This is a genomic window from Endozoicomonas sp. Z74, from assembly GCF_057680865.1.
In genome coordinates, this window is sequence record NZ_JBLYZI010000124.1 from 1 (window position 1) to 13,845 (window position 13,845).

Here is a 13,845-nt window from a genome sequence, read left to right on the forward strand (position 1 = left end):
TGATTAGTATGAATCATAAGGGTTACCTTTTTACGATTTAGATTTCAGTGATTTCACCCTCTATCTAAATCGGTAACCCTTCCCTTTTTTGAAGAGGGAATTGTCAGATCAGATCTGAACTAATGCACATAAGGCATGATTTTAAAAACTGAGAAGGGGGCCGATATTCAGATTGTTTCCTGCTTTACCAAGGTGTAGAGCCTGGCTGGCAGTCCAGAGGTTGATAGCACTTGGCAGGGCATGGTCTCAATAAGCAGCTGGAGTTGCTTGAATGGCCCCTTTTCTGCAATCACTTCATTTTTTTTCGCGCTTTGGTATCAGTCTGTCAGCACTCTTCTTTCTGGCAGGTATTTTGACGGAAGTTGTCAGTGACTATCTGTCTGTTGTACTTGAGATAAGCCCTCCTTGGACGGGGCTTGTTTCAGGATTGTCGGCTTCGATCCTTGTTGAGCCTCTGGCAGCTGCACCGGTAATACACTTTATCAGCTGTGTTGATCAGGGCAAAAAGCCTGATTTATTCAATAGCTTCATTTCGTGCTGGACGGTCTATTTTTCTCTTGTTTCAGGTTGTTTTCTGGTCACTCTAGCGGTGCTTTTTGGTTTCAGCCTTTACTTCTTGCCAGGGATATATGTGCTATACCGGTTGATGTTTGTTGGATGTTATGTGGTTTTGAAGCCCTGTTCGGCACTGGAGGCTATTGAACAAAGCTGGATGAGTACTCGGGATAAAGAAAAGCATCTTTTTCCCACTTATGGTTTGTTGATGGCCTTGCTAGTCAGTTGTCAATGGCTAACAGATGTTATAGAGAGCAGTGTACAGTGGAATGCATGGCTACTGGTCAGGTTGCTGGAAGCACCGGTTATGGCTTTGTCGGTGGTGGTTGTTTTTCGCTTGTACCGGTTTGCAGTATTGGAGGCATTAGAAGCCGGGAAATAGGTGTTCGATCTTTTTAAAATGAGCCTGAAGTTCATCAAATCGTTTTTCGTATTGGCTGTGGTTGCCCTGGTGTCCCGCCATTTCCAGGTCATTCGCCAGGGATACTAACTGCTCGGCTCCAAGAATTGCGGCGCCTCCTTTGATTCGATGAGCGAAGCTGGCGACCAGGGGGTTTTGATGGTTGTGAACGGCGGCCTTCAGGTTAAGGATGTCTTCACGAGTGGTCTGAAAAAACGCTGTCAGCAGCTTTTCTCTCAGAGCCTCATCGCCGTCCGCCAGTTGATTAAGGTGTTCAAGATTCAGCATATTTCCCCCATAAAAAAAGGATGTCGCCTGCTGAAAGTAATTCTTAAGGCAGTTATTCCTTTTTTTGTAGCTTCTCTTTGACAGCCTGGATGGCCCGGTCAAATATTGGAAGCTCGTCGATAATTTGTACACCCCCCTGATTAATTTCGTGTATCAATTGATAGGAGGTTCTTTCGGCAACCTTCATACCGGCCTGATTAACAAAAATATAGTGCAGGTTGTTACGGTTGATACGGGCCAGTTTGCAGCGAAGCCGGTGGTTATCTGTATCACCTATGAATTCGACCCACTGGCCTGGTTGCAACCCCTTTATTTGCAATGGGGAGTCAGTGCCCTGGTGGCTCAGTGAACCTTCAGGCAAGTTGGTGGTTGTTGAGTCAATCTCAGGGGAGTCTTCATTTTCAAGGACTATTTCTTCACTCAGGCCCTCAGCTGGTTCATGGTGTTCGGGGATCCCTCTGTGTTGAACTGGCTGTAAATCTTCCTGCAGAGATGACAGATTGTCTTCTTGCTCTGATGGACCATCAGGTTCTGTTGTTGGTTCTTCCCCGGGCTCTACTATCTGTTCAAGGCCGAATTGGTAGGCTTGAAGAGATTCTTTAAAAATGTCTTTATTGGTGGAGAAACCTGAAATGACGGTGCGAACGGTATGTTCAATCAGTATGAGTACATGTTCGGATATCTCCCGTTGCGGATAATATTGTAAGCCTGTTCTGGTCATAACATTGAGCAACTCCCTTGCAGGGTGGTGGCGATCAGAAAGAAAGGAGTCGTCCATGACAGCCTGCTTGAGAACAGGAATTTGAAGCAGGGCGATGACTTTTTTTAACTCTTCGGGTAGCTGGTGATCATCCAGAATATACTCAAACAGCATGCCAACCATGTTGATCAAGTCTTCATGGTGCCTTGAAAGCTGTTTGCTGATACCGCAGCTTTCAAGAGCTTTTTTTATCTGTTTGTTCAGATTTTGAATGGACGAGTGTTGTTGACCAATCTCAAGCTTTATTGTGGTTAATGCTCCAGCGAGGTCGGCAACTTTGACCCTGTTGGCCTTTGCTTCCGGAATGATTTCATCCTGGGCAAGCATGTCTTCCAGCCGGTGAACAAGCTTTTCAGCCAGGTTGTCCATAAAAGATGGATTGCTGGTAAGAAGTTGTTCATCGAAAGGAGTATTGAGTTGAGACGGTTCTTCAACCGAGGTATTGAGTGATGTGTCTTCAGCTGACGTTGGAAAAGTATCTTTGCTTTCTTCTTTTTCCGAAGGAAGGGAAAAACCTTCGTGAAGGAGCAAATCATCGGTTTCAATCCAGAGTTGCTCGGCAGACTGCTGAATATGATGGGTAAAGATGAGTAAAAGGAATTGCTCAGCATGGGGACCTGGCAATAGGGGGGTGATGGCTTTTGAAAAGCTCTCGCAGAGTTTTTCGGGTGTTGTAGGGATAACGTCTGCATATTCTGGAAATGCAGATTTAAATCGATTTCTTATCTGGCAGAGAATGTGTCTGCTTTTATCTGTTTCCATGGCCTCTGCTGCAGATAGCCAGGTTAATTTATGGTCTAGCTCTTTGTTGTCGAGGAGTGAAAGGCTGCTGTCATGGCTCTTATCTGGTGTGGGGAGGGATGTATCGCAATAGGAAAATAGCGCCTTCTTGAGTTGACATTGCATTTCCTGGGTGGAGTTATTTAGTGTATTTTTCAATTCTACCCATTCCATTAGCTCATTGTCTGAGGCGGCGCTTTCCATATGAGTTTCGAGGCCTGAAATAAGCTTTTCTGGCAATGTCTCCAGCAGAGGTGTTATGTGCAGCTTAAGCAAGTGGTTTAGCTTAACGAAGATGTCCTTCGCTGGTGGCTCACTGGTGTCGGATTGGCGGAGCTGAATGATATTGGATGAATGATTTAACATAATGGCTACATTCCCTGTTACGTCTTAAACAGTGCCAGGCTGAAAAGCCTGGAGGTGAGTGCCCTAATCATCCAAGTAACTAGATGTTATATCTATTTATTTTTTTATAATTATCGGTGGGAAATGACTGCTTTCTGTCAATTATACATTAGAAGTATTGGGGTTATCCTTTTTTTAGCTCATCCCTCATCTCCTTTGCCTTCTCCATGGCTTTGTTGAAGCCATTCTTGAACAGGTTTTCCCTGATCTGGCGCTGGAGCTCTTCGGGTGAGATTTCACCATCCTCAAGGCCTTCTTCTGCCTGGCTTTTGGCATCTTTCTCTTCGAGCAGTGATGAAAACTGTTTGGACTGGGAAGGGTCAATTTTGTCGACTGGCGTTACATTGCCGACTTGATCTGATGTGTCTTTATTTGGGGTTTCAATATTCTGGTTTGTGATCAATGACATGGGTTTCTCTCCAATGAAGGGGCCCGTGAGGCCTGATCTTTATTTCTTATTCTTATTAACAGTGTAGATAAGATATCGACTTGTACTGACTCTTCGTAAAAGCGTTCCTTTCATAAAGCCCCCCGTGCCTCCGCCGACAACTGACATTAGTACAGTCGGGAGATCATTATGAGCGGTGAGCACTTTACCTTGACAATCAGCCAGAGTACTTCAGATGCTGGCGACTTTGCCATTCATATGAAGGAGCCTGACAAGCCAGAACAATTGTTGGTCCATCTGCGATTTATGTCGCTTCCCATGTTCGATGAGGCTTATCTGGACGACCTTGTGGGGGTGATGGCCCGTAAACTGGCAAAAAGGATCATTGAGTGGCGGGTAGCCCCTGATGACCCTGAAGCTATGCAGGCCTGCCAGGATGAGGCCAGAGCAGTGGTTCAGAGGGCCCTGGAGCGCATGAAAAAAAGTTCTGAATGACATTTTTCTTTCCGGATATCCCGGACAATTCCCTATAGGCGAACTCAGTGTCTACGGGTATGTTGTAGCGATTCTCAACTTGAAAAATACTCGCTATGGACATGACCCGGTACGTGAATACTTTTGGCCGTTATCTTCGGCAGAAGTATGGCGAAAAGGTACACAAAGTTTCGGTGAATGCCTCATTTACCTGCCCAAACCGAGATGGCAGTAAAGGGATCGGTGGGTGTACCTTCTGCAACAATGCTTCATTCAGCCCAGGAAGTACCCAGGCAGGTGAAATTTCTGACCAGATTTGTCAGGCAAGGGAAATCGTTGGAGCACGCACGGGGGCGAAAAAGTTCATTGCCTACTTTCAATCCTACAGTAACACCTATGGCTCAATAAGCGACCTGAAGCGCTACTATGACGAAGCGCTTTCTCAGGAGGGTGTGATTGGGCTTGCGGTGGGCACAAGGCCTGACTGTGTGCCTGAGCCGGTGCTTGAGTTGCTGGCGGGCTATCAGCAACAGGGGTATGAAATCTGGCTGGAACTGGGGCTTCAATCCAGCTTTGATGAAACCCTGGAGGCCGTCAATCGGGGCCACGGTTATGCTGAGTACAAGGATGCGGTCAGCAGAGCCAGAAAGCACGGTTTGAAAATCTGTACTCACCTGATTGTTGGGCTTCCCGGAGAAAAGCCGGAGGACAGTCTGCTGAGTTTTGACCGGGTAACCGAGTTAGGTATTGATGCCATCAAGGTGCATCCTCTGCATATTGTTAAGGGCACCCAGATGGCCCGGCAATGGCGGAAGGGACAGGTGAGAGAGTTGACTATGGAAGCCTATACCGATGTCCTGGCAAAAATGATCACCAGGGCGCCTGCAGGGCTTTTGTTCCACCGTTTGACGGGGTCCGGAGAGCGGCAGTATCTTTTATCCCCCCAGTGGACCATGCATAAATGGGATGTGCTTGGCATGCTCTATAAAAAACTTGAGCTTTCAGCCTGATCCCGGGCCTGAAAGCCGACAATAAAGCCTTATGGTGATTCGCCGATCTTAATCCTGATAGCCTACGATCAGGATTAAGATATGCGGATTGACCTTGGTAACGGTTACTGTCTGAGAAAATTCCTATACGGTGATGCACTTTCCCTGGCGAAACATGGCAATAATTACAAGATCGCCAGAAATCTCAGGGACAGCTTTCCCCATCCATACACCATCGAACATGCCAGAGCCTGGGTTCAGTATGTGAAAGAGCATGAGTCAAAGACCCGCTTTGCTATTGACTTTGGCGGAGAGGCGGTGGGTGAGATTGGCTTTGTGGTTCAAATGGATGTTCATCGCTATGGCGCTGAAATTGGCTTCTGGATTTCCGAAGACCACTGGGGGAAGGGGGTTATGGGTGCGGCTCTGGCGCAGGTTTGTCAGTATGCATTTGATAAAATGGGGCTGATTCGTATTTTTGCCGATGTTGCTGAGCATAATAAAGGTTCCTGCCGGGTGCTGGAAAAATGCGGGTTTCAGCTGGAAGGCGTTTTTCGTAAGCACATATACAAAGAAGACCAGTTTTACGATCAGTTTGTTTATGGACGTATCAGAGAATAAGTGCGTTACAGAGAGATTCTTCCCAGTGGCTGTACAGTGATTTCTTCAGTCAGCTCCTGGTGGGATAATACTGCCAGGTCATAAACTTCCAGCTCCAGCAGCTTTCGAACATAGCGGCGGATGTCCATTGAAGTAATCAGTACGGGCTTATGTTCAAGGTGTCCGATCTTGCCCACTGAGTTTTTTACATTTTCAACAAAGCGGGCGGATGTAGAAGGGTCCAGGGCTAGATAACTGCCTGCAGAAGTTTGTCGAATTCCCCCTCTGATGGTGTCTTCTACATCCTGATCCAGAAGGTACACCGGCAGCATATTTTTGCCGTTGGAATATTTGTAGCTGACATAGCGCTTTAACGATGAACGGACATACTCGGTCAGCTGCACAACCTCTTTTTCCTTGTGGCCCCAGACCACCAAAGATTGAAGAATGGAGCGCAGGTTTCGAATAGAGATATCTTCGGATACCAGTCGCTGGAATATTTCGGTGATTTTGTTCACGGGGAGCAGGCGCTGGACTTCTTTGATGAGTTCACCAAAGCTGCTTTCCATTTTCTCAAGCAGGTACCGGGTTTCCTGAATACCGATAAAGTCCTCTGCGTATTTCTTCAGAACATGGGCCAGGTGGAAGGTCATGATTTTGGGAGCGTCCATATAATTGACGCTGTTTCTTTCCAACTTGTCTTTCAGTTCGTCCTTGACCCATATGGTATCCAGGCTTGGCAGGAACTCATCGCCGGTTTCGTACGTGATTTTCAGCATATCCAGGTGGTCCGTGGTCTCCCTGGCAAAAACGAAGCCGGGCTTGAAATGCCCTGTGGCCACCGGAACTTCCTGGAGCAGAATGGAATAGGTGTTGGCTTCCATGGCGTCATTAAAGCGCAGATGAATTCCGGGAAAAGGAACCCCCAGGTCCATATAAAGTGCTTTGCGCACCTTCAACAGTTCCTCGTTGAGGGCGCTGGTATCCAGGTTCTCCTGGATGGAGGTTGGCACATCGATAATTAATGGCAGGGTCTGGGTAAACTCTTCCTGTTGGTCGAGTCTGGATTTGGCTTCTCCGGGCGTTTCTGTGGCCGCAGCCATGGCAGGAATGCCCCCTTCCTCTTCTGCTGCTCGCGCCTGGTCTGACTTTTTCATTAACAGGAAGCCACCACCACCGATGACTATGGCAAGAATCAGGAAAGTAATGGTGGGAAAACCTGGAATAACTGCGAAGCCCAGAAGCAGTGCTCCACCTACGAGCAGTGCTTTGGGTTTATTAGTGAGCTGATCACCAATTTCGTTACCCAGATCCTTCGCTTCCTCATTGGAGACACGGGTAACAATGATACCGGCAGTAATTGAGATAAGCAGTGCCGGAATCTGTGAAATCAATCCGTCACCAATGGTCAGGATGGCATAGAGCTGAAGGGCTTCGCCACTGGACATACCCTCGCTTGTGCCAATGGCGACACCTGCCGTAATGTTGACAAAGATGATGATCAGGCCGGCGATAGCATCCCCTTTAACAAACTTCATGGCACCGTCCATGGAGCCAAATAACTGGGATTCCTTGGTGACCAGCTCCCGCCGACGCTGGGCTTCCTCCATTTCAATGGCACCGGCACGGAGGTCGGCATCAATACTCATCTGCTTACCGGGCATACCGTCCAGAGAGAAGCGGGCGCTGACTTCTGCAACCCGCTCTGAACCTTTGGTAATAACCAGGAACTGGACAATGGTGATGATCAGGAATATCACCACCCCCACGACCAGGTTGCCACCCACCACGAAATTACCAAAGGTATAGACAATCTCTCCGGCGTCCGCTTGCAGCAAAATCAGACGGGTAGTAGTGATGGAAAGCGACAGGCGAAACAGTGTGGTTACCAGCAGCACCCCCGGGAATGAAGAAAACTCCAGGGGAGACTTCAAATAGATGGAGGTCATCAGAAGAATCGTGGCAATGCCCATGTTAAGGGCGATCAGAAAGTCCACCAGAACGGTGGGCATTGGCAGAATAATCAGGCCAATGATGGCTACCAGCAGGCCTGCCAGTACCAGATCGTTTCTTGCCCCAAGCTGGCTAAGCCCTGGTAGTATTGGTGTCATTGGTTAGTTGCCACGGCTGAAGGGGCAGGCTTTTCTCGAGAAGTTCAGCAGCCGTTAACGGGTCATGGCCGCTTTTCGCTTCTTGAGGAGGGCGCGCCCCTTGATCCACTTGATGGCCCGGACATCACTGCCGGGTCGTGAGTATTGCAGGAAACTATCGGCGGCCTGGATGGATTCTTCAGGGCGGTCCACCTGAAGGTAGGCGTAACTCAACATACGATGGATGTCTGGGTTTTTGTTGTCCATGCTTCTTAAGGCTTCCAGAATGGCAATGGACTTTCTTGGCTGAAGGTATTCCAGGTAATAAGACGCCTGGGACAGCAGCCAGGTTTTGAGAGGTTTATCCATAGAAATGATCCCTATCCGGCAATAAGTACATTGCGACACATCATCAGGTATTCCTGATTTTCCCTGGCTTCCTGAAAGACTGAAAGCGCCTGTTTTAACACGACAGCGGTTTCACTGTTCTCCGGTTCTTTACTGATACGGGAATTTAATAATGTCAGCGCCATGTTGGTCATCATATGGTGTTCTTCCGGACTCATAGAAAGATTCTGTTCAGGCACACGGGTGGCAAAACGCATTTCCCGGTTCTGAAAGTTCCTTCCCATATCCAGTGCTTTCCAGAAATAGGCTTCGACTTTTTCCCCTGAAGGTTTGAAAGCCGCTTTTGATTTTGGAAAGTCGGCACTCACCTGAGTGCTGTTGAGTCTTGATATGCTGGAAATTCCGCTGTCAAAAGAAACCGGTGACATAGTAAGGCCTGCTGTAATAAGTTAACCCAATACCGGTATCGGCGGCCATTGATAAACCTGTACCCTGATTTTTCCTGTCTTTATTTGCGTTCTTTGGAAATGCAGATGATTTAACTTGATTTCTTCGATAGACTGGTTGCAGACTAGATCAGGTATAACCCCTGAGTGTTGGAAAGTGATTTTCATGGTTATTCATTAAAGGTTGTTGAATAAGCTTGAACAGGCATGAGCATGGAGGCACGCGTCTGATGAGCTTTGTATATGGTCATCGAATTTTCCTGGCCCTTGTGTTGATGGCAGGGATTCCAGCTTATGCAAACTGGTCGTCTGAAGAACCCCAGACCCGGAAACACATTGTTCGCCCCAATGAGACGCTTTCTGTCATTGCCAGTAGTTACGGGTTTGAAGTCAATGAGCTGGCCCGATATAACAAGCTGGACATGACCAGACCACTGCGAGTGGGCCAGGTGATTTATTTTCCTTCGGATGTTCCCAGCGTATTGAGTCGAAACGGCAGCTCTCCTGCACGTCCCCTGGATGCCACTAAGTTTCCCGGAACAGCCGCTCCAATGGACGCGACCCGGTTTCCCGAAAGGCCTTCCCCTCTTGATGCTACCCGTTATTCCGGGGGATATAATCCACTGGATCTGTCACGGCATCCAGGCAGCTCTCAGCCTCTGGATGCCAGTCAGTTCATGGATACAGGTCCAGGTACTTCAACGGCAAATTCTCAGCCGAGCTCCAGCCAGGCGGGTAACAATGTAAGCTTTGATATTGACTACAACTTTATACAGAAACAGAAACCCGTCACTCCTCCCCTGAAAGCGAACACTGACTCGCCACAGAACCCTGCCCTGAAGAGCTTATTGCAACAAGCTTCCAAGCCTCCGGAAACGGATAAAAAAGTGGAGAAGGCGGTCAGGGAGGCCATTGAGGAGTTGATTGGCGACGATGAGTCTCCTGCACTCAAAGCCTTTGGTGTTCGCCCTTACGCTTATTTTGGCAGTGGTGAAAGCCTGGCGGAAGTGCTGCAGAATTTTGCCGCCAGTTATTACATGCCTGCCATCATTGCAGAAGATGTAGTGGGGGAAGTGAATGGAAAAATCGGGCCGTTAACGCCGGTGGATTTTCTGGATCATTTGGCCAATATTTATGGTTTTATCTGGTATTTTGATGGGCATACGTTGTTTGTTTATGATGACAGTGCTACCGCCCAGAAGATCATCAGTCTAGGTTATCTGACTGTGGATCAGTTCAAGAATACGTTGAAAAAAATCGGGATCTGGGATGGCCGCTTTTTCTGGAGAGCCCAGGCTAAAGAGGGGCTGGTTTTTATCTCCGGCCCTCCTCGCTATATTGAGCTGGTTTCACAAACCGCCTTGTTGCTGGATGCAAAAGAGGGGGAGCGGCAAAAGAGTAAGCTGACAGTTCGAACTTTTCCCTTGAAATACGCCTGGGCAACGGATAAGTCGTTTACTTTTCGTGGTCAGCAACTGGTGGTTCCAGGGGTTGCGACTATTTTGAAAAAAATCATTGTTGGTGGCGGAGTTGCCCAGGTGACCAGAAGCGCTTTGCCCAACCCCTCTGTGAAACCGGTTCAGAGTGTCACTCAGTCCGGTGGAAGCAAAACTTCAGATAACAAACAGGAAAACGAGCAGGAACAACTGAATGCCGGGCCAAAAGCCGATGCCGTTTATATCAATGCGGACCCGAGGTTGAATGCTGTCATAGTCCATGACCTTGAGTCCAAAATGGAAATGTATGAGGAGCTGATTGCTTCTCTGGACAAACCAACCTCCCAGATTGAAATCAGTGTTTCCATTATCGACATCAATACCGAGGACCTGAATGCCCTTGGCGTTGACTGGAAGTATACAGGGAGTTCAGGGGATCGAAGCTTGAAATTTACTTCAAGTCTGGAGTCTGCATACACCACCATTGTCCAGGCCAGTCTTGGGTCATTTAATGCGACGCTGAGTCTCCTGGAGGATGAAGGCAAAGTGAAAGTAGTGTCCAGGCCCTCGATTCTGACTCTGGATAATCTGGAGGCAATATTAGACAACAGCAGCACGTTTTACGTGTCTGTTGCAAGCAATGAAGACTCAGAGCTGTTTCCAGTTACATCTGGTACTGTTGTTCAGGTTACTCCGCGAATTGTCCGGGAAGAGCAGGGCAGACGTATTCATATGAGTGTGAATATCCAGGATGGTTCAGGCAGTCAGGGCACTGAAGATGTCGGCCAGAAGTTGCCGGAAGTGACCAACAGCTCAATCAGTACCCAGGCCATCATCAGTGAGCAGGAGAGCCTGTTAGTGGGCGGTTTTTACAAAGAGCGTGATGAGAAGCTCTCTTCAAAAATCCCCTTACTGGGGGATATTCCGGTGCTCGGTCATCTGTTCAAGGCTGAAAAAAATCAGAAGACCAAACAGGTCCGCCTGTTCCTTATTACTCCTCGCATTATTGGTATTGAGCGCACATGAGCGGAAAAGGCTCTTATGGCTGATAGCTGCTATCCAGTGGCATGCTAGTTGGTCAAGAGTTATACAAAGGTACGGCTCTTGGTGTTTGATTTCCTCCTGTGGCAGGCTATAAATTTTCCTATCAGTTCCTTTTTTTTCAAAAATGTTTGTTATGGATGGTGAAAATGAAGGCGGTTCAGCAAGCTCAAGTACTGGATGTGTTTGTGGTGGGTGGAGGAATCAATGGTGTTGGAGTGGCTCTTGATGCGGCTGGCCGTGGTTTGCGGGTAGGGTTGTGTGAAATGGGGGACTTGGCCGGTGCCACCTCTTCATCCAGTAGCAAGTTGATTCATGGAGGGTTGAGGTATCTGGAGCAGTATGAGTTTCGTCTAGTCAGAGAAGCACTTGCGGAGCGGGAAGTGCTTTTGAATATGGCTCCCCACATTACTTTTCCCATGCGGTTTTTTTTGCCCCATCGGCCACAGTTAAGGCCTGCCTGGATGATAAAAGCAGGACTGTTTCTATACGATCACTTAAGCACCCGAACAACGCTTCCTGGCAGTGAAAGTGTCCGATTAAACGGTCAGAGCCCCTTGAAAAGCTGTTTCAAGCAGGGGTTTGAGTACTCTGATGCCTGGGTTGATGATGCCCGCCTGGTGGTTTTGAATGCAATGGCATTAAAAGAGCGTGGAGGTACTGTCCTGACAAGAACCAGGGCGGTTTCTGCCGTTCGGGATGGTGGGGTTTGGCGCATTCATCTGAAAGATCAGCTGAGTGGGGAAGAGAGGGTTGTACAAGCCAGGGCTCTGGTCAATGCAGCAGGACCATGGGTCACCGAGTTTATTCATGGCCGGTTAAAGAAGCAGTCATCCCATAATGTGCGGTTGATCAAGGGCAGTCATATCATTGTGCCTGCCCTGTATGACGAAAGCAGAGCCTACATTCTGCAGAATGATGATCAGAGAATCGTTTTTGTGATTCCTTACCTGGAGCAGTTTTCATTAATAGGTACCACGGATGTTGAATATACTGGGGACCCATCCTCTGTTCACTGTTCTGAGGAAGAGAAGAGCTATCTGTGCCGAGTCGTCAACCAGCATTTCAAAAAAAACACCAGTGTTGAGGATATTGTCTGGGATTATTCAGGTGTCAGGCCACTGTGTGAGGATGAATCAAGTGACCCAAGAGCGGTAACCAGGGATTATACATTTGAGATTGAGGATGATCAGGGAAAGGCTCCTTTGTTATCGATCTTTGGAGGCAAACTGACCACTTACCGGAAATTGGCTGAACATGCCATGAATCGACTTGCCCGCTATTTTCCAGAAGCCGCAGAAGCCTGGACAGGCCATAACCGTCTTCCGGGAGCAGAAATCCCAGCCCGATGTATCCAGCAGCTTAAATCCCGCTACCCCTGGTTGCCAGAAGCACTCGCTGATCGTTATTGTCATAGTTATGGCTCTCTTTCCTATCGTATATTATCCAATGCAGACAGTATTGAGGGCCTTGGGCGTTGTTTTGGAGCCGGGCTTTATCAGGCGGAAGTCGATTATTTATTACACCATGAATGGGTGATAGAGGCGGAAGACCTGTTATGGCGTCGATCAAAGTTAGGGTTATTTCTCACTGAACCTGAGCAAGAAGTGCTTACTCAATATATTAGACAAAATCGGCCAGTAACCATGCTTTCTACGTTTGCAAGTGGAACCTAGCCTTCAGTTGAAAGACCAAAACTTCTGATGCCATTGACGACAGAATCAGTGATGTTGTTTGCCAGAAGTACTTTTAGAAAAATGTTCTTTGGCATATATTTTATTTAATTAAAAAAATAATTGGTTTGTATGTACTCTGTTGAAGCGTTATATAAATGCCGCCGTATCGTTGCTATAGGAGGCGGGCACGGGTTGGGAAGGGTCATGGCCAGCTTGGGCTTTCTTGGCGATCGCCTGTCAGGTGTGGTTGCGACCACGGATGATGGTGGGTCAACCGGCAGATTAAGGGATGCCGCAAATTGTATTGCCTGGGGGGACCTTCGCAACTGTCTTAATCAATTGTGTGCAGATAGCCCAAACCTTGCTCGTATCCTGTTCGAGTATCGTTTTAAAAACAGTGGTGATATCAGTGATCATAATCTGGGGAATTTGATTTTATTGGCAATGGATCAGATGTGTGTCAGGCCGTTGGATGCTGTAAATCTGATTCGCCAGATGTTACAGGTCAGTGCCGAGTTGATTCCCATGTCTGAGGAGCCGGCCCGACTGGGAGCCATTGTTGATGGGGAAGAAATTATTGGTGAAACCAGGATTGATGCTCTACCGGAACGGCCGGAGCGTTTGATGATTGTCCCTGAAATACAGCCCACTATGGAAGTAATTACTGCGGTAAATGATGCAGATATCATTATTCTGGGACCTGGCAGTTTTATGACCAGTACTCTTCCGGCTCTTCTGATTCGTGAGGTAGCGGAAACCATTCGTGCCAGCCAGGCAAGGAAAGTCTTTATTGGGAATATTCACCAGGAGTTATCCCCCGTGGGAAAGGAGGCCATTGCAGATAATTTGTTATGGATGGAGCAGAATACTGGAGTTTATCCAGACGTATTATTGTGGCCTGCCGAACGCAGTCAGCCAAAGGGGGTGAAGTGTGAGGTAATGGTCCATAAGCTGGCGGATAATATTCAAAGTGGGGCCCACAGCTGCGAGGCTTTGCGTAACGCTCTGGACCAAGTGGCAAAGACTCTTTTTACTGCTTAGGTGTAGTAGTTCAGACCTGATCTGACAGTCACCGATTTTTCAGAGGGTGTCTGTCAGGTCAAATTCAGGCTACAAATTTTTCCTTCCAGATCTCTTTGCCATCTATCAGAGTTTCCATTGGCGTTCTT

Annotated in this window: 13 protein-coding genes; 7 read left to right on the forward strand and 6 right to left on the reverse strand. The window is 47.8% G+C overall.

Annotated features, from left to right (window positions below):
- The first annotated feature begins 271 nt into the window (after positions 1 to 271).
- A complete protein-coding gene (locus tag ACNRUY_RS23185; protein WP_488114040.1) occupies positions 272 to 937 on the forward strand; it encodes a hypothetical protein in 666 nt (221 codons plus the stop codon).
- On the opposite strand, the gene ACNRUY_RS23190 is transcribed toward ACNRUY_RS23185, so the two are convergent.
- From ACNRUY_RS23190 to ACNRUY_RS23200, 3 genes are all read right to left on the reverse strand, one after another.
- Complete coding sequence (locus ACNRUY_RS23190; RefSeq protein WP_488114041.1) at positions 920 to 1,243, reverse strand: Hpt domain-containing protein; 324 nt, start codon at positions 1,241 to 1,243, stop codon at positions 920 to 922. The two genes, ACNRUY_RS23185 and ACNRUY_RS23190, sit on opposite strands and share 18 nt — an antisense overlap.
- Before the next feature lie 52 nt (positions 1,244 to 1,295).
- Positions 1,296 to 3,149 carry a DUF1631 family protein gene (locus ACNRUY_RS23195; RefSeq protein WP_488114042.1) on the reverse strand — a complete coding sequence of 618 codons (1,854 nt, stop codon included), beginning with the start codon at positions 3,147 to 3,149 and terminating at the stop codon, positions 1,296 to 1,298.
- Positions 3,150 to 3,312: 163 nt separating this feature from the next.
- Positions 3,313 to 3,597, reverse strand: a complete 285-nt coding sequence (locus ACNRUY_RS23200; RefSeq protein WP_488114043.1) for a hypothetical protein — start codon at positions 3,595 to 3,597, stop codon at positions 3,313 to 3,315.
- Between the two features lie 168 nt (positions 3,598 to 3,765).
- Between ACNRUY_RS23200 and ACNRUY_RS23205 the strand changes: the two genes are divergently transcribed.
- The 3 genes from ACNRUY_RS23205 (at position 3,766) to ACNRUY_RS23215 (ending at position 5,660) form a co-directional block, all read left to right on the forward strand.
- Complete coding sequence (locus ACNRUY_RS23205) at positions 3,766 to 4,071, forward strand: hypothetical protein (protein WP_488114044.1); 306 nt, start codon at positions 3,766 to 3,768, stop codon at positions 4,069 to 4,071.
- A gap of 95 nt (positions 4,072 to 4,166) precedes the next feature.
- Positions 4,167 to 5,060 carry a tRNA modification radical SAM protein MnmL/YtqA gene (gene mnmL, locus ACNRUY_RS23210; protein ID WP_488114045.1) on the forward strand — a complete coding sequence of 298 codons (894 nt, stop codon included), beginning with the start codon at positions 4,167 to 4,169 and terminating at the stop codon, positions 5,058 to 5,060.
- Between the two features lie 81 nt (positions 5,061 to 5,141).
- Complete coding sequence (locus ACNRUY_RS23215) at positions 5,142 to 5,660, forward strand: GNAT family N-acetyltransferase (protein ID WP_488114046.1); 519 nt, start codon at positions 5,142 to 5,144, stop codon at positions 5,658 to 5,660.
- A 5-nt stretch (positions 5,661 to 5,665) separates the two neighbouring features.
- Here the strand turns inward: ACNRUY_RS23215 and sctV are convergent, their stop codons facing one another.
- The 3 genes from sctV to sctX are packed head-to-tail and all read right to left on the reverse strand — an operon-like array spanning position 5,666 to position 8,505.
- Entirely contained in the window at positions 5,666 to 7,750 is a 2,085-nt protein-coding gene (gene sctV / locus ACNRUY_RS23220) for a type III secretion system export apparatus subunit SctV (protein WP_488114047.1), read from the reverse strand.
- Positions 7,751 to 7,804: 54 nt separating this feature from the next.
- A complete protein-coding gene (locus tag ACNRUY_RS23225) occupies positions 7,805 to 8,098 on the reverse strand; it encodes a hypothetical protein (RefSeq protein ID WP_488114048.1) in 294 nt (97 codons plus the stop codon).
- A gap of 11 nt (positions 8,099 to 8,109) precedes the next feature.
- The gene (gene sctX / locus ACNRUY_RS23230; protein WP_488114049.1) at positions 8,110 to 8,505 is read right to left on the reverse strand and encodes a type III secretion apparatus assembly protein SctX; all 396 of its coding nucleotides are present in this window, start codon (positions 8,503 to 8,505) and stop codon (positions 8,110 to 8,112) included.
- A 248-nt stretch (positions 8,506 to 8,753) separates the two neighbouring features.
- On the opposite strand from sctX, the gene sctC reads away from it, so the two are divergent.
- The 3 genes from sctC (at position 8,754) to ACNRUY_RS23245 (ending at position 13,717) form a co-directional block, all read left to right on the forward strand.
- Positions 8,754 to 10,985: a type III secretion system outer membrane ring subunit SctC gene (gene sctC, locus ACNRUY_RS23235; RefSeq protein WP_488114050.1), complete on the forward strand. Its 2,232-nt coding sequence runs from the start codon at positions 8,754 to 8,756 to the stop codon at positions 10,983 to 10,985.
- Positions 10,986 to 11,149: 164 nt separating this feature from the next.
- Positions 11,150 to 12,676, forward strand: coding sequence for a glycerol-3-phosphate dehydrogenase (gene glpD, locus ACNRUY_RS23240; protein ID WP_488114051.1), 1,527 nt, complete (start codon positions 11,150 to 11,152; stop codon positions 12,674 to 12,676).
- Positions 12,677 to 12,805: 129 nt separating this feature from the next.
- Positions 12,806 to 13,717: a gluconeogenesis factor YvcK family protein gene (locus ACNRUY_RS23245; RefSeq protein ID WP_488114052.1), complete on the forward strand. Its 912-nt coding sequence runs from the start codon at positions 12,806 to 12,808 to the stop codon at positions 13,715 to 13,717.
- The last annotated feature ends 128 nt before the right edge of the window (positions 13,718 to 13,845 follow it).

What these genes read in the sequence shown, in the direction of transcription:
- ACNRUY_RS23185 (WP_488114040.1), top strand. Translation starts at nt 272, where the DNA reads ATGGCCCCTTTTCTGCAATCACTTCATTTTTTTTCGCGCTTTGGTATC.
- ACNRUY_RS23190 (WP_488114041.1), bottom strand. Translation starts at nt 1,243, where the DNA reads ATGCTGAATCTTGAACACCTTAATCAACTGGCGGACGGCGATGAGGCT.
- ACNRUY_RS23195 (WP_488114042.1), bottom strand. Translation starts at nt 3,149, where the DNA reads ATGTTAAATCATTCATCCAATATCATTCAGCTCCGCCAATCCGACACC.
- ACNRUY_RS23200 (WP_488114043.1), bottom strand. Translation starts at nt 3,597, where the DNA reads ATGTCATTGATCACAAACCAGAATATTGAAACCCCAAATAAAGACACA.
- ACNRUY_RS23205 (WP_488114044.1), top strand. Translation starts at nt 3,766, where the DNA reads ATGAGCGGTGAGCACTTTACCTTGACAATCAGCCAGAGTACTTCAGAT.
- mnmL (WP_488114045.1), top strand. Translation starts at nt 4,167, where the DNA reads ATGGACATGACCCGGTACGTGAATACTTTTGGCCGTTATCTTCGGCAG.
- ACNRUY_RS23215 (WP_488114046.1), top strand. Translation starts at nt 5,142, where the DNA reads ATGCGGATTGACCTTGGTAACGGTTACTGTCTGAGAAAATTCCTATAC.
- sctV (WP_488114047.1), bottom strand. Translation starts at nt 7,750, where the DNA reads ATGACACCAATACTACCAGGGCTTAGCCAGCTTGGGGCAAGAAACGAT.
- ACNRUY_RS23225 (WP_488114048.1), bottom strand. Translation starts at nt 8,098, where the DNA reads ATGGATAAACCTCTCAAAACCTGGCTGCTGTCCCAGGCGTCTTATTAC.
- sctX (WP_488114049.1), bottom strand. Translation starts at nt 8,505, where the DNA reads ATGTCACCGGTTTCTTTTGACAGCGGAATTTCCAGCATATCAAGACTC.
- sctC (WP_488114050.1), top strand. Translation starts at nt 8,754, where the DNA reads ATGAGCTTTGTATATGGTCATCGAATTTTCCTGGCCCTTGTGTTGATG.
- glpD (WP_488114051.1), top strand. Translation starts at nt 11,150, where the DNA reads ATGAAGGCGGTTCAGCAAGCTCAAGTACTGGATGTGTTTGTGGTGGGT.
- ACNRUY_RS23245 (WP_488114052.1), top strand. Translation starts at nt 12,806, where the DNA reads ATGTACTCTGTTGAAGCGTTATATAAATGCCGCCGTATCGTTGCTATA.